We start from the raw sequence: 19,453 nt of genomic DNA on the forward strand, positions 1-19,453 counted from the left end.
TTGCCGGGCAGTATACAGCCCCGGCGCGGGCCGCACAGTCGGCTTTGGTCGGGCACCCGTGATCCTTTATCAACTACCCATTTCAACCCTGCCCCCTTATGATGTGCCCCAGTCTATTTACCCTGCGATGACCCATGGCCGATTCTGCTTTTTTCTGCACCCTGTCTCATGAAGGCGTACTCGCGGTTCGCGGTGCGGACGCCGGAAAATTCCTGCAAGGCCAGTTGACCTGCAATATCAATTACCTGAGCGACACCCGCGCCAGCCTCGGCGCCCGCTGCACGCAGAAAGGCCGGATGCAGTCGAGCTTCCGCATCCTGCTTGAGGGCGACGGCGTGGTGATGGCGATGGCCAGCGAGCTGCTCGAGCCGCAACTGGCCGACCTGAAAAAGTACGCAGTGTTCTCCAAATCGAAACTGACCGATGAAAGCGCCGCCTGGGTGCGCTTCGGTCTGGCACATGGCGATGCAGCCCTGACCAGCCTCGGTCTGGCACTGCCGGCCGAAACCGACAGCGTTGTACGCAATGAAGGCCTGATCGCAATTCGCGTTTCGCCCGAGCGCGCCGAACTCTGGGTGCCTGCCGCTCAGGCGCCAAACATTCAAAGCCAACTGTCCGCCACGCTGGCTAAGGGCGAACTGAATCAATGGCTGCTGGGCCAGATCCGCGCCGGTATCGGCCAGGTCATGCCTTCCACTCGCGAACTGTTTATCCCGCAGATGCTCAATCTGCAGGCGGTCGGCGGGGTGAGTTTCAAGAAAGGCTGCTACACCGGCCAGGAAATCGTTGCGCGCATGCAGTACCTGGGCAAGCTCAAGCGGCGCCTGTACCGCCTGCGCCTCGACGCAGCCGAGTTGCCGGAGCCCGGCACTCAGTTGTTCGCGCCCAGCCACAACAGCTCGATCGGCGAAGTGGTGCTGGCGGCCAATGCCGAGGGAAACATTGAACTCCTGGCCGTGTTGCAGGCCGAAGCTGCCGAAGCCGGTGATTTGCGTCTGGGCGCCCTCGAAGGCCCCGCGTTGCACGTGCTCGACCTGCCTTACGAACTGGATCGCGACCGCGAAATCCAGCGTTGATCGCAGCATTGTTGCAACACCCTAGAGAGTCCAAATGAGCGAACTGGCGGAAAAGGTCCAACAGGATTTGGTTGCGGCCATCGATAACGATGACCTGGTTCTGCCAACTTTGCCGGAAGTGGCCCTGCAGATTCGCAAGGCCGCCGAGGATCCGGAAATCAGCGTCAGCGATCTGAGCAAAGTCATCGGCCGCGACACTGCGCTGTCGGCGCGCCTGATCAAAGTGGTCAACAGTCCGCTGCTGCGCGCGGCGCAGGAAGTCACCGACCTGCACACCGCCATCACCCGTTTGGGCATCAACTACAGCAGCAACCTGGCGATCGGTCTGGTGATGGAGCAGATCTTCAATGCCCGCTCCGAGGTGGTCGAACAGAAGATGCGCGAAGTCTGGCGCAGCAGTCTGGAAATCGCTGGCGTCAGCTATGCGCTGTGTCGTCGTCACACTCAGCTCAAACCCGATCAGGCGGCACTCGGCGGGCTGGTGCATCAGATTGGTGTGTTGCCGATCCTGACTTACGCCGAAGACCACAATGAACTGCTCTCGGATGCGGTCAGCCTGACCCATGTGATCGAGCAGATTCACCCATTGCTCGGCGAGAAATTGCTGCGGGTGTGGGAGTTTCCCGAGCGCCTGGTGCATTTGCCGTTGCTGTATCAAGACTTCAGCCGCGACTCGACGCGCATCGATTACGTCGATGTCGTGCAGGTGGCCAATCTGTATTGCCGCAAGGACACCGACCATCCGTTTGCGCGGATTGACCCGTTTAGCGTGCCGGCGTTCAGAAAGCTGGGGATTGACCCGGAGAACAAGCAGTTCTGCGCGGATCTGGAAGAATCGCGGTCGATGTTCTACTGACCTGTGGTGAGGGGATTTATCCCCGTTGGGTTGCGAAGCGACCCTAGACTCTGCGATCCGAACCGCGACTGCTGCGCAGCCGAGCGGGGATAAATCCCCTCGCCACAAAAAAACCTTGCCACAAAAGTATTACCCGGCAATAAAACTGACCCGCACCTTCAACCCTGCCTGCTCGCCATCATGCAAGGTGATCTGCGCCAGATGCGCGCGACAGATCTCGCCGACAATCGCCAAGCCCAGACCTGAACCGGCAACCTGCTGATTGCGCCGATAAAACCGTTCGAACACCCGATCACGCTCGTGCAGCGGGATGCCCGGCCCGTCGTCCTCGACCTCAAGCACCGCCGGGGCCGTGACCCGCAGAATCACATTGCCGCCCGATGGCGTATGCGCCAGCGCGTTGTCGACCAGATTGCTCAGCAGCTCATTGAGCAGCGTCGGCTCACCGCGCAGCCACACCGGTTCATCCGCTTCAAGCGCCAGCGCCACGCCGCGCTTGTGCGCCAAAGGCGCCATGGCCATGCCCAGCTCTCGGGCCAATTGACTCAGATCGAGCAACTGCGCGCCGCCCTCGGCAATCGCCCGCGCGCCGTTTTCGACCCGGGCCAGCGATAGCAGCTGATTGGCCAGATGGGTCAGGCGATCGGTGCTTTGCGCGGACGATTCAAGGGTGGTGCGCCAGGTCTCCGGCTCGTTCGAGCGCAGGCCCAGTTCCAGGCGTGCCTTGAGTGCGGCCAGCGGCGTACGCAACTCGTGAGCGGCATCGGCGATGAACTGCGCCTGCCGCTCGAACTGGCCGCGCAGACGCTCGGTGAAATGATTGAGCGCGCGGACCAGGGGTCCCAGTTCATGCTGCACTTCCACCAGCGGCAGTGGCCGCAAATCATCGGGCTGGCGTTCCTCAACAGCGGTTCTTAACCGCTCCAGCGGGCGCAACGCCGCACTCACCGCGAACCACACCAGCAGCAATGCACCGACAGCCAGCATGCCCAAGCGCAACAGGGTGTCAGCCGCCAGACTGCGCGCCATGCTGACCCGCGCTTCGTCGGTTTCAGCCACGCGGATTTCCGCCATGCCGTTCATGTTCGGCTCGCTTACGGCCTTGAGCAGACTGACCACACGCACGTTCTGGCCGTTGTACTTCGCGTTGTAAAAGCGCGCGAGCGCCGGATAGCTGTCGGTGCGCGGCGTGCCGGGCGGTGGCCCGGGGAGATTTTCGTAGCCGGAAATCAGCTTCTGGTGAATGTCGTTGACCTGGTAGTAAATGCGCCCGGCGCTGTCGTAGGCGAAGGTATCCAGCGCCACGTAAGGCACGTCGGCGCTGAGGCTGCCATCGCGCTGCGACAACCCGGCAGCGATGGTGCGTGCCGAGGCCAGCAGCGTGCGGTCATACGCGGTGTCGGCGGCTTCGCGACCGTTCCAGTAAGCGCTCAAACCACTGGCGAGCATCAGCACCACCAGCAACCATCCAAGGTTCCACAGCAACCGCCAGCGCAGGCTGCTGGGCTTATGCATCGCGGCTTTCCAGCAGATAGCCGAGGCCACGGAAGGTGACAATGGCCACGGGCTGGCCATCGAGCTTCTTGCGCAAGCGGTGCACGTAGATTTCGATGGCGTCGGGGCTGGCTTCTTCGTCGAGGCCGAACACCTGCGCGGCCAGTTGTTCCTTGCTCATCACTCGCCCCGGCCGCGCGATCAACGCTTCCAGGACAGCTTGCTCGCGGGAGGTGAGGGTCAGCAGTTCGTCGCCGAGGGTGAAGCGCCGCGTATCGAGGTCGTAAGCCAGCACACCACAGCGCTGCTGACGCTCGCCGCCCAGCACACTGCGGCGCAGCAAGGCTTTGACCCGCGCTTCCAGTTCCGTCAGTTCGAACGGCTTGGCCAGGTAGTCGTCAGCACCGAGATTGAGGCCATGCACGCGATCCTTGACGTCACTGCGCGCGGTCAGCATTAACACCGGCAGGTTCTTGCCGCGAGCACGCAGCCGCGCCAGCACCTCGAAACCGTCCATGCGCGGCAGGCCGACATCGAGGATCGCCACGGCGTATTCCTCACTGCCCAGCGCCAGGTCGGCAGCTACGCCATCGTGCAACACATCCACCGTCAGACCGGTGCTCTTGAGCGCCTGAGCCACGCTTTCGGCCAGTTGCAAATGGTCTTCGACGAGCAGGACACGCATGGATTTGTACCTCGTTCAGGGTTGGCCGACGCCGCGCTTTGCCGCGGAGTTTACAGCCGCAACCGCCGCTGTGAAGCCCGAAAACCGTGAAAGACAACTGAAAGGTTGTTGAAAGGTTAGCCGGTTAGAGTCGGCCCACGGACAGTTTCGACTGTCGCCGCTGCCGCCACACAGCGCAACGAAAAACGCCATGAAGCGTTTTCGACTCATAAGAACAATAACGGAGTACCCCAGCATGCCCTCCATGCGCACCAAGGCTGTAATGCCTGCTCGCCTTGCTCGATTCCACCGTTGCACTGTCGGTTTTTCGCCGCAGTCCTGTTTCCCCTCCGTTGTTTCAGTCGTTGCGCTCGCGCCGCGAGAGAACTGCGCCTGCCGCTAGGTTTTCGCGTTGCCCTTTGGTCATTCGGTCCATCCATAACAACAACTCCTCTGGAGACTCAAATGAACGTATCACTGCGTAAAGTCGCTCTCGCCGCTGGCGCGATGCTGTTTGCCGGCCAACTCATGGCCGAGCCGAAACGTCCGGAATGCATCGCCCCCGCCTCCCCCGGCGGTGGTTTCGACCTGACCTGCAAACTGGTGCAGAGCGCACTGGTCAACCAGAAGCTGTTGAGCAAACCGATGCGCGTCACCTACATGCCCGGCGGTGTCGGCGCGGTGGCATACAACGCAGTAGTGGCGCAACGTCCGGCGGATGCCGGAACGCTGGTGGCGTGGTCGAGCGGTTCGCTGTTGAACCTGGCTCAGGGCAAGTTCGGTCGCTTCGATGAAACCAACGTGCGCTGGCTCGCGGCCGTCGGCACCAGCTACGGCGCCATCGCAGTGAAAAGCGATTCGCCCTACAAGACCCTCGACGATCTCGTCCAGGCGTTGAAAAAAGATCCAGGCTCGGTGGTTATCGGCTCCGGCGGCACCGTCGGTAGCCAGGACTGGATGCAGACCGCACTGATCGCCAAGGCTGCCGGGATCAACCCGCGCGAACTGCGTTACGTGGCACTCGAAGGCGGTGGTGAGATCGCCACGGCCCTGCTCGGCGGCCACATCCAGGTCGGCAGTACCGACATCTCCGACTCCATGCCGCACATCCAGAGCGGTGACATGCGTCTGCTCGCGGTGTTCTCGGACAAGCGTCTCGACGAACCGGAAATGAAAGATATCCCGACCGCTCGCGAGCAAGGCTATGACATCGTCTGGCCAGTGGTGCGTGGCTTCTACCTCGGGCCAAAAGTCAGCGATGAAGACTACGCCTGGTGGAAAGACGCGTTCGACAAACTGCTGGCTTCCGACGAGTTCGCCAAGCTGCGCGATCAGCGTGAGCTGTTCCCGTTCGCCATGACCGGCCCGGAACTGGACACCTACGTGAAGAAGCAGGTCGCCGACTACAAAGTGCTGGCCAAAGAGTTCGGCCTGATCCAGTGATCGTCTCTGTCTAGTGGCTGCGTCTCCTACGCGGGGACGCAGCACAGGAGCTCCCATGCTTATTCAACGCATTTTCGCCTCGGTGTTGCTGCTGGTGTGTGCCGGCCTGGCACTGATGGCGTGGCCGTACCAAGCGGCTTTTTCCTATGAACCGGTCGGTCCACGCGCCTTTCCGCTGCTGATGCTCGGCCTGATGGGCCTGGCGCTGCTGTACATGGTGTTTCGCCCGGCGCCGATCAAACACAACCCGGATGAGCCGCCGCTGGATCGCGAAACCCTGACCAAGATCGGTCTGTGCGTGGTGTTGTTGCTGGTGTTTGCCGGCACCTTCGAACCCCTTGGTTTCATCGTGGCCAGCATCATTACCGGCGTACCGATGGCCCGTCTCTATGGCGGCCGCTGGCTGCCGAGCGTGGTGATCATCAGCCTGATGGCGGTTGGTCTCTATCTGCTGTTCGATCGCTTGATGGATGTTCCGCTGCCCCTCGGCCTGCTCAGCGTCCTGGAGAACTGATATGGATACCCTTGGCTATTTGGGTCAGGGCTTCGGCGTCGCGCTGAGCCCATACAACCTGGTGACCGCACTGTGCGGCACCCTGATCGGCACCGTCGTCGGCCTGTTGCCGGGCCTTGGTCCGATCAACGGCGTGGCGTTGCTGATTCCGATCGCGTTCGCGCTCGGCCTGCCGCCGGAGTCGGCGCTGATCCTGCTCGCGGCGGTGTATCTGGGCTGCGAATACGGCGGCCGGATCAGCTCGATCCTGCTGAACATTCCGGGTGAAGCTTCCACCGTCATGACCACCCTCGACGGCTACCCGATGGCCCGCAAAGGTATGGCCGGTGTCGCGCTGTCACTGTCGGCGTGGAGTTCGTTCATCGGCGCGTTCATCGCCACCTGCGGCATGGTCCTGTTTGCGCCGCTGCTGGCGAAATGGGCGATTGCCTTCGGACCGGCGGAATACTTCGTGCTGATGGTGTTCGCGATTGTCTGTCTCGGCGGCATGGCCGGTGATCGACCGTTGAAGACCTTTATTGCGGCGCTGATCGGTCTGTTCCTTTCCACCGTTGGCATCGACGCCAACAGTGGCGTATACCGCTTCACCGGCGACAACATTCACCTGACCGACGGCATCCAGTTCGTTGTGCTGGTGCTGGGTCTGTTCTCGATCAGCGAAATCCTTCTGCTGCTGGAAAAAACCCACCACGGCCAGGAAGCGGTGAAAGCCACCGGCCGGATGATGTTCAACTTCAAGGAAGCGGCGTCGGTTTTCGTCGTCAACGTGCGCTGCGGCGTGCTCGGTTTCATCATGGGCGTGCTGCCCGGTGCCGGCGCAACGCTCGCCAGTGCCGTGGCCTACATGACCGAGAAGCGCATCGCCGGCACCAGCGGCAAATTCGGTGAAGGCGATCCCCGTGGTCTGGCCGCGCCGGAAACCGCTATCGGCGGCGCGGCGTGCGGCGCTCTCGTTCCGATGCTGACCCTCGGCGTTCCGGGTTCGGGTACCACCGCAGTGATGATCGGCGCGCTGTCGCTGTACAACATCACCCCGGGCCCACTGCTGTTCCAACAGCAACCGGACATCGTCTGGGGCCTGATCGCTTCGTTGTTCATTGCCAACGTGATGCTGGTGATCCTCAACATCCCGATGATCCGCGTCTTCACCCGCATCCTCGCCGTGCCGAACTGGGCGCTGGTGCCGATCATCGCGATCATCACCGGGATCGGCGTTTACGCTGTGCACGCGACCACCTTCGATCTGTTCCTGATGATCGGTATCGGCATCTTCGGTTACATCCTGCGCAAGCTGGATTTCCCGCTGTCGCCGCTGCTGCTGGGCTTCATCCTCGGTGGCCTGATGGAGCAGAACCTGCGTCGCGCCCTGTCGATCTCCAATGGCGCGCTGGAGATTCTCTGGTCGAGTCCGATCACCTTCGGTTGCTGGATCCTCACCGCGATCATGCTGCTGATGCCGCTGATCCGCATCTGGCGCAAGCGTTCGGCGGCACGGCGCGTCATTGCCGATGTTTGATCGCTTGTCCCTGAGAGCTTGGTGGGGCACCCCGCTGGTCGGTCTGCTTGGTGGTTTCATCGCCAGCCAGATCGGCTGGCCGCTACCGTGGATGGTCGGCTCGTTGCTGGCGATCATCCTGGTGCGCTGCCTGACGCCGTGGCAACTGGCGGAAATCCCTGGCGGGCGCAAGTGCGGTCAGTGGATCGTCGGCATCGGTATCGGCCTGCACTTCACCCCGCTGGTGATGGAACAGGTGCTCAGTCATTTCGGTTTGATCTTCTTCGGTGCGCTGGTCACCAGCCTGTCGGCGGTGGTCGGCGTATGGCTGATGCGCCGCACCGGCGAGGATCGCGCCACGGCGTTTTTCTCAAGCATGCCCGGTGGTTCCGGGGAGATGGTCAACCTCGGTGCGCGCAACGGTGCTCTGCTCAGCCATGTCGCGGCCGGGCAGAGTCTGCGGGTGTTGGTGGTGGTGTTGTGCGTGCCGGCGGCGTTCAAGTATCTGCTCGGTGACGGCACGCCGATTTCTCACGCCGGCAGTGTCGATTGGCGCTGGCTGGCGATTCTGTTTCCGGCGGGCGCCCTGCTCGCCTGGCTCTGGCAGCGTCTGCGCCAACCCAATCCATGGCTGTTCGGGCCGTTGCTGGTCAGTGCGGCGGTGAGCATTACGTGGGATCTGCACATCGGCTTACCCAACGGCGGCAGTCAGATCGGCCAATGGCTGATTGGCAGCGGCCTGGGCTGTCACTTCAATCGGCAGTTCTTCCGCCGCGCGCCGTCGTTCATGGGCCGGACGTTGATCGGCACGGCGCTGACCATGTTGATCGCGTCGCTGGCGGCGCTGGGCTTGAGTGCATTGACCCATCTGGATCTGCGTTCACTGACCCTGGGCATGATGCCTGGGGGGATCGCCGAGATGAGCCTGACTGCGGAGACCCTGCAACTGTCGGTGCCGCTGGTGACGGCGATGCAGGTGATGCGGCTGTTGTTTGTGCTGTTTCTGGCGGAGCCGTTGTTCAGGTATTGGAATCGTATTCCAGAGTCCTGACTGACTGATCGTTCCCACGCTCTGCGTGGGAATGCCTCAATGGACGCTCCGCGTCCGCTTTGGGACGCAGAGCGTCCCGGGCTGCATTCCCACGAGGAGCGTGGGAACGATCTCAGGCGAGAGGTGGCAAGCGCCAGTCGATCGGCGTTTCGCCATTCTGTTCGAGAAACTTGTTGGTCCGGCTGAAATGCCCGCAGCCCAAAAACCCGCGATAGGCCGACAACGGCGACGGATGTACCGAGGTCAGCACCAGGTGCTTGGTCGCGTCGATCAGCTTCTGCTTGCTCTGCGCATGGGCGCCCCAGAGCATGAACACCAGATGCGGCTGCCGTTCGCTGACCACTTCAATGATGCGGTCGGTGAAGTGTTGCCAGCCCTTGTCCTTGTGCGCGTTGGCGTTGGCGCGCTCAACCGTCATGGTGGTGTTGAGCAGCAGCACGCCCTGTTCGGCCCAGCTCTGCAGGTAGCCGTGGTTGGGAATGTCGATGTTGAGGTCGCGTTTCAGCTCTTTATAGATGTTGACCAGCGACGGCGGCGCCGGCACGCCCGGTTGCACCGAGAAGCACAGACCGTGGGCCTGGCCCGGGCCGTGGTAAGGGTCCTGGCCGAGAATCACCACTTTCACCTTGTCCAGCGGCGTTGAGTTCAGGGCATTGAAAATCATCGGTCCCGGCGGATAGATCTCCTTGCCGGATGCCCGCTCCTGCTGCAGAAAGCTGCGCAACTCTGCCATGTAAGGCTGGTCGAACTCAGCACGCAGTGCCTCCTTCCAGCTCGGTTCGAGTTTGATACGGTCGTCAGCAGTCATGGTCATTTCCGGCAAAAACAATGGGGCGAACCCTAGGAAAGCCGACCACGCTTGTCAATTGATCTGACGCAGATCCGGCACTTTCCCCCATAGCGATCATACTGTTCGCTCAAATTCCCGATCGAGGTCACGATGAATCTGCACTTCGAAGAACTAACCGGTACCGACGGCGCCCGCATCGGCATCGCCAGCCTGGATGCCGAAAAATCGCTGAACGCACTGTCCCTGCCGATGATCAATGCGCTCAGCGACAAATTGAACGCCTGGGCCTCTGACCCGCAAATCGTCTGCGTGCTGCTGCGCGGCAACGGCAGCAAAGCCTTCTGCGCCGGTGGCGAAGTGCGCAGCCTGGTCGAAGCCTGCCGCGCTCACCCCGGCGAAGTGCCGCCGCTGGCCGCGCAATTTTTCAGCGCGGAATATCGCCTTGATTACAGCCTGCATACCTATCCGAAGCCGCTGATCTGCTGGGGTCACGGTTATGTGCTCGGTGGCGGCATGGGCCTGTTGCAGGGCGCGAGCACGCGGATCGTCACGCCGAGCAGCCGTCTGGCGATGCCGGAAATCACCATTGGACTGTATCCGGACGTTGGCGCCAGCTGGTTTCTTGCGCGGTTACCGGGCAAGCTCGGCTTGTTTCTCGGTCTGACCGGCGCGCATATCAACGGCCGTGATGCGCTGGATCTGGATCTGGCCGACCGCGTCCTGCTCGACGAACAGCAACCGCAATTGATCGAAGGCTTGCTGCAATTGAACTGGCAGGAACAGACCGCCATGCAGCTCAACAGCCTGCTCAAGGCTCTGCAGCAGGAAGCACTCGAACAAATGCCCGAAGCGCAGTGGCTGCCGCGTCGTCAGCAGATCGACGAACTGCTCGATGTCAGCGACGTTGCCTGTGCGTGGAAAGCCATCAGCCTGCACCGCGACAGCAGCGATCCGTTGATTGCCCGCGCGGCGAAAACCATGACCGAGGGCTCGCCGCTGACCGCGCATCTGGTCTGGGAACAGATCAGCCGCGCGCGGCACATGTCGCTGGCCGAAGTATTCCAGATGGAATACACCCTGAGCCTCAATTGCTGCCGTCATCCGGAATTCAGCGAAGGCGTGCGCGCGCGTTTGATCGACAAGGATCAGAAGCCGCACTGGCACTGGCCGGATATCAATAACGTGCCGGATGCAGTGGTCGAGGCGCACTTTCACAAGGTTTGGGAGGGGCGGCATCCGTTAGCGGATCTGACCCAGTATTGAGGTGACGCGAGGCCCGCGATGGCGACTGGATTGCCATTGCGGGCCGGCTCAATCGGTCGTCCTGTCAGACATTCAGTTCGTAGAACTCAATGATTTCCTTGATTGCCCGCTGCGCTGCATCGTCGCCTTTTTGCAAAATATCCTCGACATCCCTCAGTGGCGGAAGCGGGTGCAGACGTTCAGCAATTTGCCTTTCGCTGTAGTCTTGAATCGCTGTTCCTTCGCTGACTCTTATGAAGCCAATAGCGCTTTCACCTGCGGCAAAGTGCCTGGAAACCCGGATTTTCGGCGCCATGCCGTAATCCACCACGATCACCAGATCATCGCGCTCACGGTGAAATTTCAGGTTGTCGATCGTCAGCCTGCGTTCGGAAAAATCGATTCCGTCCAAACCGCCTCCGTTGTTGATGATCACGTCTCTGCCGAGGCCATCGTATCGGTAGAGATCATTTCCAGCACCGCCGGTCAGCGTGTCATTGCCCGGCCCACCCACCAGCAGGTCGTCACCGAGGCTGCCCGTGAGCACGTCATCCCCGTGCATGCCTCGGATCTCCGCCGCGCCGCTTATGGTGTCGTTGCCGCGACCGCCCACGAGTGGCAGCGCTCGTCCGTCTCGCAGGGAGGTTGAACGGGTGGGATGGTTGACGATGACACCCGTACGAAAAGTCTCGGGCGCAGGGCCGAGCTGACTTGATTCCAGGAGCTGCCTCAAACTTGCGACCGAGCCATCGGCGAACTTGACGAGCTCAATACCGGCGCCCTCAAGTTCACCGTTATGGGGCAAGACGATGCGGACTTTCTGCGTCCCACCCCATTGGATATCGAGTGTCGGATGAAGCATTTTCGCTCTCGGCGGGTTGCGGTAAGCCGCGCGATCCGGGTTGGGCTCCAGCTCGACATGGGTGGTCTCTATCAGCGCAGCACCCCAGCTCAATTGCAGTGCATCGCGCTGCGCATCTGCTGGAAGAACGACCGTGTCCTGATCGATCAATCCGTACTCGTCTTTCCACCCCGCTACGCCAACTTCTGCTCGGTGGAAAACAGGGTTGAGCACGTCCGCAATCGTGGTTGTCGCCCCGGCATGCGCTTGCACGATGTAAGTGTCGGCGCCGTCTTCGCCGTAGAGCCAGTCATCACCCGAGCCGCTGAGCAGATAGTCGGCGCCCTCGGAGCCGAGCAAGGTATCGTCACCTGCCCCGGCGGATAAAAACGCGCCCGGTGTTCTGTCGCCGACAGTGCCGTAGTCAAGTGGGGAGCCTGCATAAGCGACGATCAGATCATCACCCGCGCCGCCGTGGAAAACGTTTTCCACTTCGACGTTGACTCGCCCGCCGGCATCGTTGCCATGGACGATTTTGCGTTTGATCGTTTCAGTTGTGACATCCCAGCGAAACGCCTTGGGCACTGTTGCGCCCGAACTGAAGCTTGCCGCCGGATAGACGTACCAGCCTTCAAGCGCGCCGGATTCCTTTCGGTCTTCAACCAATACGTCGCCCGTATTGAAGGAAAACCCGTTGGCCGAGCCGGATCGATAATAGCGAGGCGCCTGACTTGAGGAGGCGACTGCTCCCTCGGCTTTCACCGGTTTATGTTCGACACGGGTTGTGGTTGTCGACTGCCTTTCACTGACTACGGCTTGCCTGCCATCAGCCTTCATCCATGGCGGCGTTTCCGACAGTGTTCCTGCGTCGACGCTGTCCTCGCTCAGCTCGGTGTGAGTGGTGTAACCGGTGTCGCTGGTGGTGACATGACTGCGCACCCAAACGCCTTGCTCATTCAAGGTAAAACCTGTGGCGTGTTTGCGGGCGGAGCGTTTTGACTTGGTTTGCGCGAGGAACTCATCGGTCCAGTTGACCGTTTGAACAGACGCCACCGGGCCTTGCGCCGCAGCGGTGACATCGTCTGGCTGAACCGGATCCTCAACTTTGCTTTCAGGGGCTGCCGAGGCGGTGACAGGTTCCGGTACGGGTGGCTCGGACATCTCTATCGGTGGCAATGTTTTGCGCAGGATATCTGCGTAATCCAGTACCCCGCCGTCGCTGAAACTGAATGTGGAATCCTTCCACTTCTCGTGATTCTTGATGAGTATCGCGTCGCCCGTGCCATTGGCCAGTCGCAACACCGTGCCGACGGTAGCGTCGATAACGTCGGCCTTCAGGCTTTGGGCGCAAAACCCTGCACCGAACTTGATGATGTTGCGGCCGCCGGCATCGGTGACGATATCCAGGCCGTCGCCAGCGCCGAAATAGTAGATGTCGGCGCCATCCATGCCATCCAGCACGTCAGCACCGGGACCGCCATCAAACACGTTGTCGCCAGAATCGCCGCGAAGGTAGTCCGTCCCTTCCCCGCCCAGCAAGGTGTCGTTGCCACCGCCTCCGAGCAGCGTGTCGTTACCTGAGCCACCGTGCAGATAATCGGCATTGTGCTCGGCCTCAGCGCTGTTTTCGTAATCGCCGGCAAGAATGTCGTCACCCGCACCGCCGTCCAGCGTGTCGGCACCGAAACCACCCTGTAACGTATCGTTTCCTTCGCCGCCCTGAAGCACGTCATTGTTGCTTCCGCCCGGTTTCAGGTCAGATACATCGCCATCGAGAAAATCAGCCCCTGAGCCACCCGCCAGCGTATCCGCGCCACCCATGCCGCGCAGGGTGTCATCCCCCGCGCCGCCATCGAGAAAGTCGTTGCCGTGATAGCGAACCGGATGCTCAGGGCTATCGCCGATCAGATCGTCATTACCTTCGCCGCCGAAAAGCAAATCATCGCCACCGCCGCCCCAGAGCGTGTCATCGCCGGAGCCACCGTCCAGCAGATCATCGCCAAAAAAATGCGCGGCATCGCCTTCGACGCCATCCAGTACGCCGTCATCACCCTGCAAAATGTCGTTGCCAGGGCCGCCATACAAAGCGTCGCTGCCACCGTTACCGCCGAGTGAATCATCACCACTGCCGCCGTCCAGCACATCGTTGCCATGGTGTCTGCTGGGCAGGCCACCGCCCCAATCGAGGTTGTCACCAAGCATCACGTCGTTGCCGCTGCCACCGGCCAGGGTGTCGTTACCTTGATCGCCTTTGAGAAAATCGTCGTCAGCTCCGCCGTCAAGCAGGTCCTCCCCCCAGCCGCCGTCGATAAAATCCCTGCCACCCTGCCCGTACAGCACGTCGTCACCGCCCTCGGACGCACTGTTTATCGAGGCCTTTGAAAAGACCGTTCGGTGACTGGTGACACCACCAGCTATGGGGACGTCAGCGCGTTTGACCGCCCAACCTTGTTCCAGCGCACCGGTGGTTTCGTCTCCTGACAAGACATCGTCACCAGCACCGCCGATCAAGGTATCCCGGTCATTGCCACCGAGCAGAACATCTCGGGACGCCGTACCGATAAGCAAATCGTCACCTTGCCCGCCGTCGAGCCAGTCTCCGCGATTCGCCTTGCCCTTTGCGTCACCGTCGGCCATAGCTTTTTCGAGCGTCGTCTGCTTGTCGCCGAATAACCGATCGTCTCCAGCCTTACCGAACAATCGATCAGAACCACCCAGGCCGAGAATGACGTCGTCTGCGGCGGAACCGTAAAGTACGTCGGCCTTGTTGCGCTGTTTGACCTTGGGCAGCAGCACCACGTTGCCCAGCTCATCAAAGGAGGGCTGATCGCCGGGGACAGTGGGATCGGCGTCTTTGGCTTTCCAGTCGCCCTGAAGCGTCAAATCCGCAGCAGTGAGCGGCTGCCCCTCGTATTCAGGGAGGCGGATGCCAAGCATTCCGGGCTGGAAGTTTTTGATCACCACCAGATCGCCCTGGCCGTATTTGATGTTGAGGGTGTTTTCAACAAGCGCCAGGGTGATGGACCGATCCTCGGTAGACCAGATATTGCTCAGAGGCGCGCGGCGTTTGAGATGGGGAATCGGCGCGCCGTTGATCCGCAGTTGCCCATCGGCGTTGGCATCAAGAATCTCGTCGATGCCATCGCCGCTGGCGAATTCATAACGGTCGTTGCCTTCGCCCCCAATCAAGGAGTCGTTACCCTTTCCTCCGAGCAGAACATCGTCACCGGCCATCCCGTACAACTCATCATTGCCGTCACCTCCGGTAAGCGAGTCATTGCCGCGACCACCTTCAATGACATCGTGACCGGCCATCCCATGGATCGAGTCATTGCCCACGCCGCCATACAGATGATCGGCATTTGCGCCGCCGGCGAAAGATCGCCCACCGTCATCACCGAACATGGCCAGCGGGTTCAGCACTCCGGTGGTCATCGGCGCCTGTTTGCCTGAGGCGAGATCGGAGTAGGAAAACTGCTGCAGCGAGTGTTCGCCAAACGAGCCCTGGGTTCGGGCAATCAACCGCGCCAGCATTTGCGCTCGATCCGCCAGCCACTGCGCGGTGATAAAGCCTTCGCCAGTATGCGGATCGTAAAGCTCGAGGTTGCGATCGGGATAACCGTCGGCTCGTTCTATGACGACTTCACTGAGTTGCTGCAAAGAGTTGCGCAACGCCAGCCCGAGCGGCGTCGCCTCGCCTGCCAGTTTCGCCCATGCATTGGCATTGCCGAACTCGCTTATTGTCCGGGTGACGATGCTTTGCGACTGCTCTGGGGAAAATGCCGAGAAGAAGGCGTAAGCGTTGCTGGCGAAGGTGTCGTTGGTGGTGGGTATGGCAGCAGAATCGCCGTCGTAAGTGCGCTTGGACATGTCGAGAAATTCGTTCTGGCCGTAGCGCAATATCAGCTCGACCACGGCGGCAACAGGCGTGCCTTTGACTACATGCTGAATCAGCGGATTCACACTGCCACTGGCCAGCGCGATGTTGATTTGCTCGGGTACGACCGAGAGCAGACTTTGCAGTGGATTGATGCCGAAATTGCTGATCGCCGCTTGCAGGCCGACGCTGTAGGCGTCGATGGCGAAGAGAATGTTTTTATAGTCGTCGAGCCGGTTGGGCTTTGCCTGGATGGGTGGGCCGCCATCTTCCGCATCCGGGTCGCCCGCAGAGATCAGTCTCCACGTTTCATAGGGAGGTTTACCGCCCAACAGGCTGAATCCGACTGTTCCAGACCAGCCGGCATTGCGTTTCACGGCGGTATCGTCCTCCCCGCAAACCTCCTTGAACAGCGCCTCGCCAATCGCGCTGGCGTCGATTTCAGCGATCTGGCTGATTGACGGAACCGTCCACGGCGCCAGTTGACCGGCAAGGGATCCGTTGATCAGGGTATTGATGAAGTTGACGGCAACCTGGTTGGATGAAAGCTGCATCAGGTCTTCACTGAAAATTGTATTCAGTCTCAGTTCACCCTGGCGGGAGGTGTAACCACGAATCAGGGCAGAGTAGGCACCGTTTCCACCGTTGGCATCAATGGCCACGGCGAGCCAGAGTCTGGCGCTTTTCAGCACGTCTCCAGCCTCTTTATCGGCAGCTGCAACGTCAGAAACTTTTTCACCAATAATGTCGAATAGCTTTTGGTACAGGGGTGCGCAGCTTGCCCCTGCTAATTCCAATGCAATGTACTCCACACCCTCAGAATTTAATGTCATGCCTTTGCAACTATTTGCCGCATTGAAAATTTCGGATTTTTCCATATCGTTAAAAACATAACTCATTGTTACTTCCTTGTAATAACAGAGCGTGAAAGATAATCACTGAGATACTTGAGCATCTCAGGTGCTTCGCGTAATGACGACAGACCAAGACCTACACTACCGTGCCCTCCAGCGAAGTCGAAGTTATCCAGATTGACCGTGCAGAAGAAATTCAGCTTGCCGAAATCCAGATTCTCCAATTCAGCCCTACCAAAACCTGCCAGCTTTTTGTCAGTCAGTTGCTCTTCGGAAGCCGGGCGAATCAAGCCGTCACACTTGATCAGCCGAGGGGTTCCGTCTCGCCGCGGCCAACCTGCAATGACAAAATTTCGTACGGATGACACATTCTTGAAATGCGGTGGCGGAGCATTCAGCCAAACTTCCAGCCCCGGATAATTCTTTAGTTTCACAATCAACTCATCCGGCCAGTTGACGTGCCGATAACCCCGTTCATGGGGCTCGGTAGTTTCCTTCCTGGTAAAAAGCCCGGCATTCAATTTATAGAGCCGCCAGCTTTCGGGGATCGGTTCCAGGCGCTGATTCTGGTGCCGATGCAGCCCCGTCCCGGTCCACCAGAAAAGGCCCTTCAGAGCAATCGCCAGACACGCTTTCTTGTTCACCATCTCAGGCATGCCAACGTAAAACTCAGGGACTAGCGTCTTATCTATATAGGCGCCGCCTAATATCGGCACTTGCTTCATGCTCGCCAGCTTGTTCTGGCAAGCTTTCTCGTTTGCCTGGTGAATAGCCGCCGACTCGGCAGATTGTTCTTTGCGAATATAAAATTCCGCTACGCAATAACAGACATAAAAGAACAATCCATACTTCAACAACCTTTTAAACCACTTGATCGCCTGCTTACGCGACTTCCTGGACATTTCAAACCTCCCGCTCAAACTGCGGAACGGTTGGTATGTCGTTATGCCCGGATATCGCGCTTGCAAAAACCTCAAAGTATTGGCTCACGCCCGATTCCACACTGAACCGACCTGCCGTCAACTTCGCGGCGCTGGCAAGTCCATCGTACTCACCTGCCGACTTCAAAACCTTGCTGACACTTCTGGCAATTCCTTGATGGTCGAAGAAATCCACCAACACGCCATTAGCCCCATCGACAATGACTTCCCTTACCGGAGCCGTATCCGACGCAACAACCACACAACCAGACGCCATCGCCTCCAGTAACGACCACGACAAGACAAACGGATACGTCAAATAAACATGGACTTTGGAACATGTCAGAACCGCGCGGTAAGTCTGGTAAGGAAGTTTCCCTGTGAAATGCACTCTGGAGTGATCGAAACTGAGCTCCGCCTCCATCCTGCTGCGCCAATCTGGGTACCCGACCGGCTTACTCCCATAACTGACACCATCACCGCCAACCACGATGATCTGCGCATCGGGGCACTCGGCCTGAATAAGCGGGATCGCTCGCATGAAACTGTGAAAGCCGCGATAAGGCTCAAGGTTTCTGGCGACATAGGTAACGATCGGCTGTCCCGCTTTGAGCTCGATTCCATTGGGCAATCTGACTGCCCCGACTTTCGCCAGGTCTGAACGTTGAATCACACCTTCGTGAATGACCCGAATCGCCGACCGGTAAGCGGCCGGAAACAGGCTGCGCTGCCACTGCGTAGGCGCGATTGCGATATCGCATTGTTCAAGATTCAACAGATGCAGCGAGTTGAGCACGCGCAGCCGTGACGACTCCCTCGCGGCTCGCCGGAATTCAGGGTCGAACCCGCAATCGGCGCCCTGCGCTCGATAGTAATACTCGCAATAGTGAATCAGCGGCGTATCGGCATAGACATCCTTGGCAAACAGCGTCTCCCCCCATCCCGGATGAGCAAGAATGACATCTGGCTGATAACCCGAACGCTTCAGCCTGCCCAGGATTTCAAAAACCTTCTGACCGTCGATCACCGCTTGTTCATAGCGGATCAGATAGGGGTGAATATTGCCGGGCGCTCGGCTGGTCGCTCGATATCGATGGATTTGCACACCGACGACGCCCGGTGCCGTGTCCCGACCTATCGCCACAACCTCATCACCGCGCTCCAGCGCTGCCAGCACCACATGACGGAACTGACCGGGAAAATTTTGATGAATAACCAGTAGCTTCATAGCGCTGAACGTCCATTTTTCGCCGCTATCGAGCTGAGGATTGCTCGCCTCGTTCGGCATCCACGAACGCTAACAAACACCACAAAATGAAACTGTAGGACGCTTCCGGGATTGCCTTGGGAGATGGCCCACGGAAGGACTTTTCGACGGGCAAAAAAAAGCGGCGCATCATGCGCCGCTTTTTTATTTACGGTCAGTTACCAGCGGTTACCACGGCCGTTGTAGTCACGGCGACCGCTGTGACGATCATAGTTGCCGCGACCCCGGTGGTCATTGTCCCAACCGCCGCGACGGTGGCCGTCCCAGCGTCCGCGATCATTGCCGTGCCAGCGACGGCTTTCGTAATGACGCGGGGCCGGTTGATAGTGCCGCGGCGCCTGGTAATACCGCGGTTGCTGGTAGTAACGCGGCGCTGGCTGGTAGTAGCGCGGCTGAGTGTAATAAGTGCCGCCGCTGCGGTAATAGGAGCCGCCACCGCTGTAATAGGCCGGTGCGGGTGATGTGTAGACCTCTGACCTGTAGTAGCTGTCTCCATAGGAATAAGGAACGCATCCGCCAAGGGAAAAAAGCATCACGGCAAGCAGTACGATTCGGCGATACATGGCGGCCTCCTGGACCGCGGGTTGGCCACACCAGCGACGCTGGCAGGCGACCGTCAGCAATTGAGTGACTGTCGAAGAATCAGACAGCGGTTTCGGAATCTGGTGCGTTCCTGCAACAAGTTGAAACAAGTGATCATGAAATCTTGTTTATCCGCAAAATCAGCGACCAGTTATGCGTAAACGCGCTGCATGACGGTGCAACCACGCACCACCACGATGCGCCGTCGCTCGCCCCGCTCACCTCGGCAATCCAGCAGATCCCCGCCGCAGAGGCCTCGGCGCGACTTGGCACGCCTCTCGCTTTAGCAAACCCGTGCAGGAGTCATCACAGGTTCGCGGCACCACAATTTGCAATGGCTGACTAGGGTTCCGGCTCGCAAGCGCGAGTGGCTGGTCCGAGAGTTGGCGACCTCCAGTTGAGGTTACACGGCGGGACAAAAGCCCGGGAGACAAGCCACCGTTCGCGGTGCCGCGTTGCCTTCCTGTCCGTCCTCGATCAACTGGAG

Annotated in this window: 14 protein-coding genes and 1 riboswitch; of the genes, 7 read left to right on the forward strand and 7 right to left on the reverse strand. The window is 59.8% G+C overall.

Annotation, left to right across the window (positions count from 1 at the left end):
- Nucleotides 1-134 precede the first annotated feature (134 nt).
- A complete protein-coding gene (locus tag D8U71_RS04390) occupies nucleotides 135-1,076 on the forward strand; it encodes a folate-binding protein YgfZ (RefSeq protein WP_130887225.1) in 942 nt (313 codons plus the stop codon).
- A gap of 34 nt (nucleotides 1,077-1,110) precedes the next feature.
- Nucleotides 1,111-1,932: an HDOD domain-containing protein gene (locus D8U71_RS04395; RefSeq protein ID WP_016770675.1), complete on the forward strand. Its 822-nt coding sequence runs from the start codon at nucleotides 1,111-1,113 to the stop codon at nucleotides 1,930-1,932.
- 129 nt (nucleotides 1,933-2,061) lie between these two features.
- Here D8U71_RS04395 and D8U71_RS04400 read toward each other — a convergent pair whose 3' ends face one another.
- Nucleotides 2,062-3,447 (reverse strand): sensor histidine kinase, encoded by a 1,386-nt coding sequence (locus D8U71_RS04400; protein ID WP_024011993.1) that lies wholly within the window; start codon nucleotides 3,445-3,447, stop codon nucleotides 2,062-2,064.
- Nucleotides 3,440-4,111 carry a response regulator gene (locus D8U71_RS04405; protein ID WP_024011992.1) on the reverse strand — a complete coding sequence of 224 codons (672 nt, stop codon included), beginning with the start codon at nucleotides 4,109-4,111 and terminating at the stop codon, nucleotides 3,440-3,442. Before D8U71_RS04405 ends, D8U71_RS04400 begins: the two co-directional genes overlap by 8 nt.
- Nucleotides 4,112-4,555: 444 nt before the next feature.
- Here D8U71_RS04405 and D8U71_RS04410 point away from each other — a divergent pair, with 444 nt between their 5' ends.
- From D8U71_RS04410 to D8U71_RS04425, 4 genes are read left to right on the forward strand one after another with little or no spacing between them, the layout of a single operon-like run.
- On the forward strand, nucleotides 4,556-5,533 hold the full coding sequence (locus D8U71_RS04410) for a tripartite tricarboxylate transporter substrate binding protein (RefSeq protein ID WP_016771275.1): 978 nt from the start codon (nucleotides 4,556-4,558) through the stop codon (nucleotides 5,531-5,533).
- A gap of 55 nt (nucleotides 5,534-5,588) precedes the next feature.
- On the forward strand, nucleotides 5,589-6,047 hold the full coding sequence (locus tag D8U71_RS04415; RefSeq protein ID WP_016771276.1) for a tripartite tricarboxylate transporter TctB family protein: 459 nt from the start codon (nucleotides 5,589-5,591) through the stop codon (nucleotides 6,045-6,047).
- A gap of 1 nt (nucleotide 6,048) precedes the next feature.
- Entirely contained in the window at nucleotides 6,049-7,563 is a 1,515-nt protein-coding gene (locus D8U71_RS04420) for a tripartite tricarboxylate transporter permease (protein WP_016771277.1), read from the forward strand.
- Nucleotides 7,556-8,593 carry an AbrB family transcriptional regulator gene (locus D8U71_RS04425; RefSeq protein ID WP_130887226.1) on the forward strand — a complete coding sequence of 346 codons (1,038 nt, stop codon included), beginning with the start codon at nucleotides 7,556-7,558 and terminating at the stop codon, nucleotides 8,591-8,593. Before D8U71_RS04420 ends, D8U71_RS04425 begins: the two co-directional genes overlap by 8 nt.
- A gap of 112 nt (nucleotides 8,594-8,705) precedes the next feature.
- Here D8U71_RS04425 and ung read toward each other — a convergent pair whose 3' ends face one another.
- Complete coding sequence (ung, locus tag D8U71_RS04430; protein ID WP_016771280.1) at nucleotides 8,706-9,401, reverse strand: uracil-DNA glycosylase; 696 nt, start codon at nucleotides 9,399-9,401, stop codon at nucleotides 8,706-8,708.
- 132 nt (nucleotides 9,402-9,533) lie between these two features.
- Here ung and D8U71_RS04435 point away from each other — a divergent pair, with 132 nt between their 5' ends.
- Nucleotides 9,534-10,646, forward strand: coding sequence for an enoyl-CoA hydratase/isomerase family protein (locus D8U71_RS04435; protein ID WP_130887227.1), 1,113 nt, complete (start codon nucleotides 9,534-9,536; stop codon nucleotides 10,644-10,646).
- A gap of 64 nt (nucleotides 10,647-10,710) precedes the next feature.
- Here the strand turns inward: D8U71_RS04435 and D8U71_RS04440 are convergent, their stop codons facing one another.
- From D8U71_RS04440 to D8U71_RS04455, 4 genes are all read right to left on the reverse strand, one after another.
- Nucleotides 10,711-16,242, reverse strand: a complete 5,532-nt coding sequence (locus D8U71_RS04440; protein WP_130887228.1) for a calcium-binding protein — start codon at nucleotides 16,240-16,242, stop codon at nucleotides 10,711-10,713.
- A 2-nt stretch (nucleotides 16,243-16,244) separates the two neighbouring features.
- Entirely contained in the window at nucleotides 16,245-17,099 is an 855-nt protein-coding gene (locus D8U71_RS04445) for a hypothetical protein (RefSeq protein ID WP_130887229.1), read from the reverse strand.
- A gap of 1 nt (nucleotide 17,100) precedes the next feature.
- Nucleotides 17,101-18,405, reverse strand: a complete 1,305-nt coding sequence (locus tag D8U71_RS04450; protein WP_241664197.1) for a glycosyltransferase family 4 protein — start codon at nucleotides 18,403-18,405, stop codon at nucleotides 17,101-17,103.
- A 137-nt stretch (nucleotides 18,406-18,542) separates the two neighbouring features.
- Nucleotides 18,543-18,947: a hypothetical protein gene (locus D8U71_RS04455; protein ID WP_016771286.1), complete on the reverse strand. Its 405-nt coding sequence runs from the start codon at nucleotides 18,945-18,947 to the stop codon at nucleotides 18,543-18,545.
- A gap of 350 nt (nucleotides 18,948-19,297) precedes the next feature.
- Nucleotides 19,298-19,398: riboswitch (guanidine-I (ykkC/yxkD leader) on the forward strand.
- Nucleotides 19,399-19,453: the final 55 nt, after the last annotated feature.

It is taken from the genome of Pseudomonas sp. Sample_21, assembly GCF_004307525.1.
GTDB classification, from domain to species: domain Bacteria; phylum Pseudomonadota; class Gammaproteobacteria; order Pseudomonadales; family Pseudomonadaceae; genus Aquipseudomonas; species Aquipseudomonas atacamensis.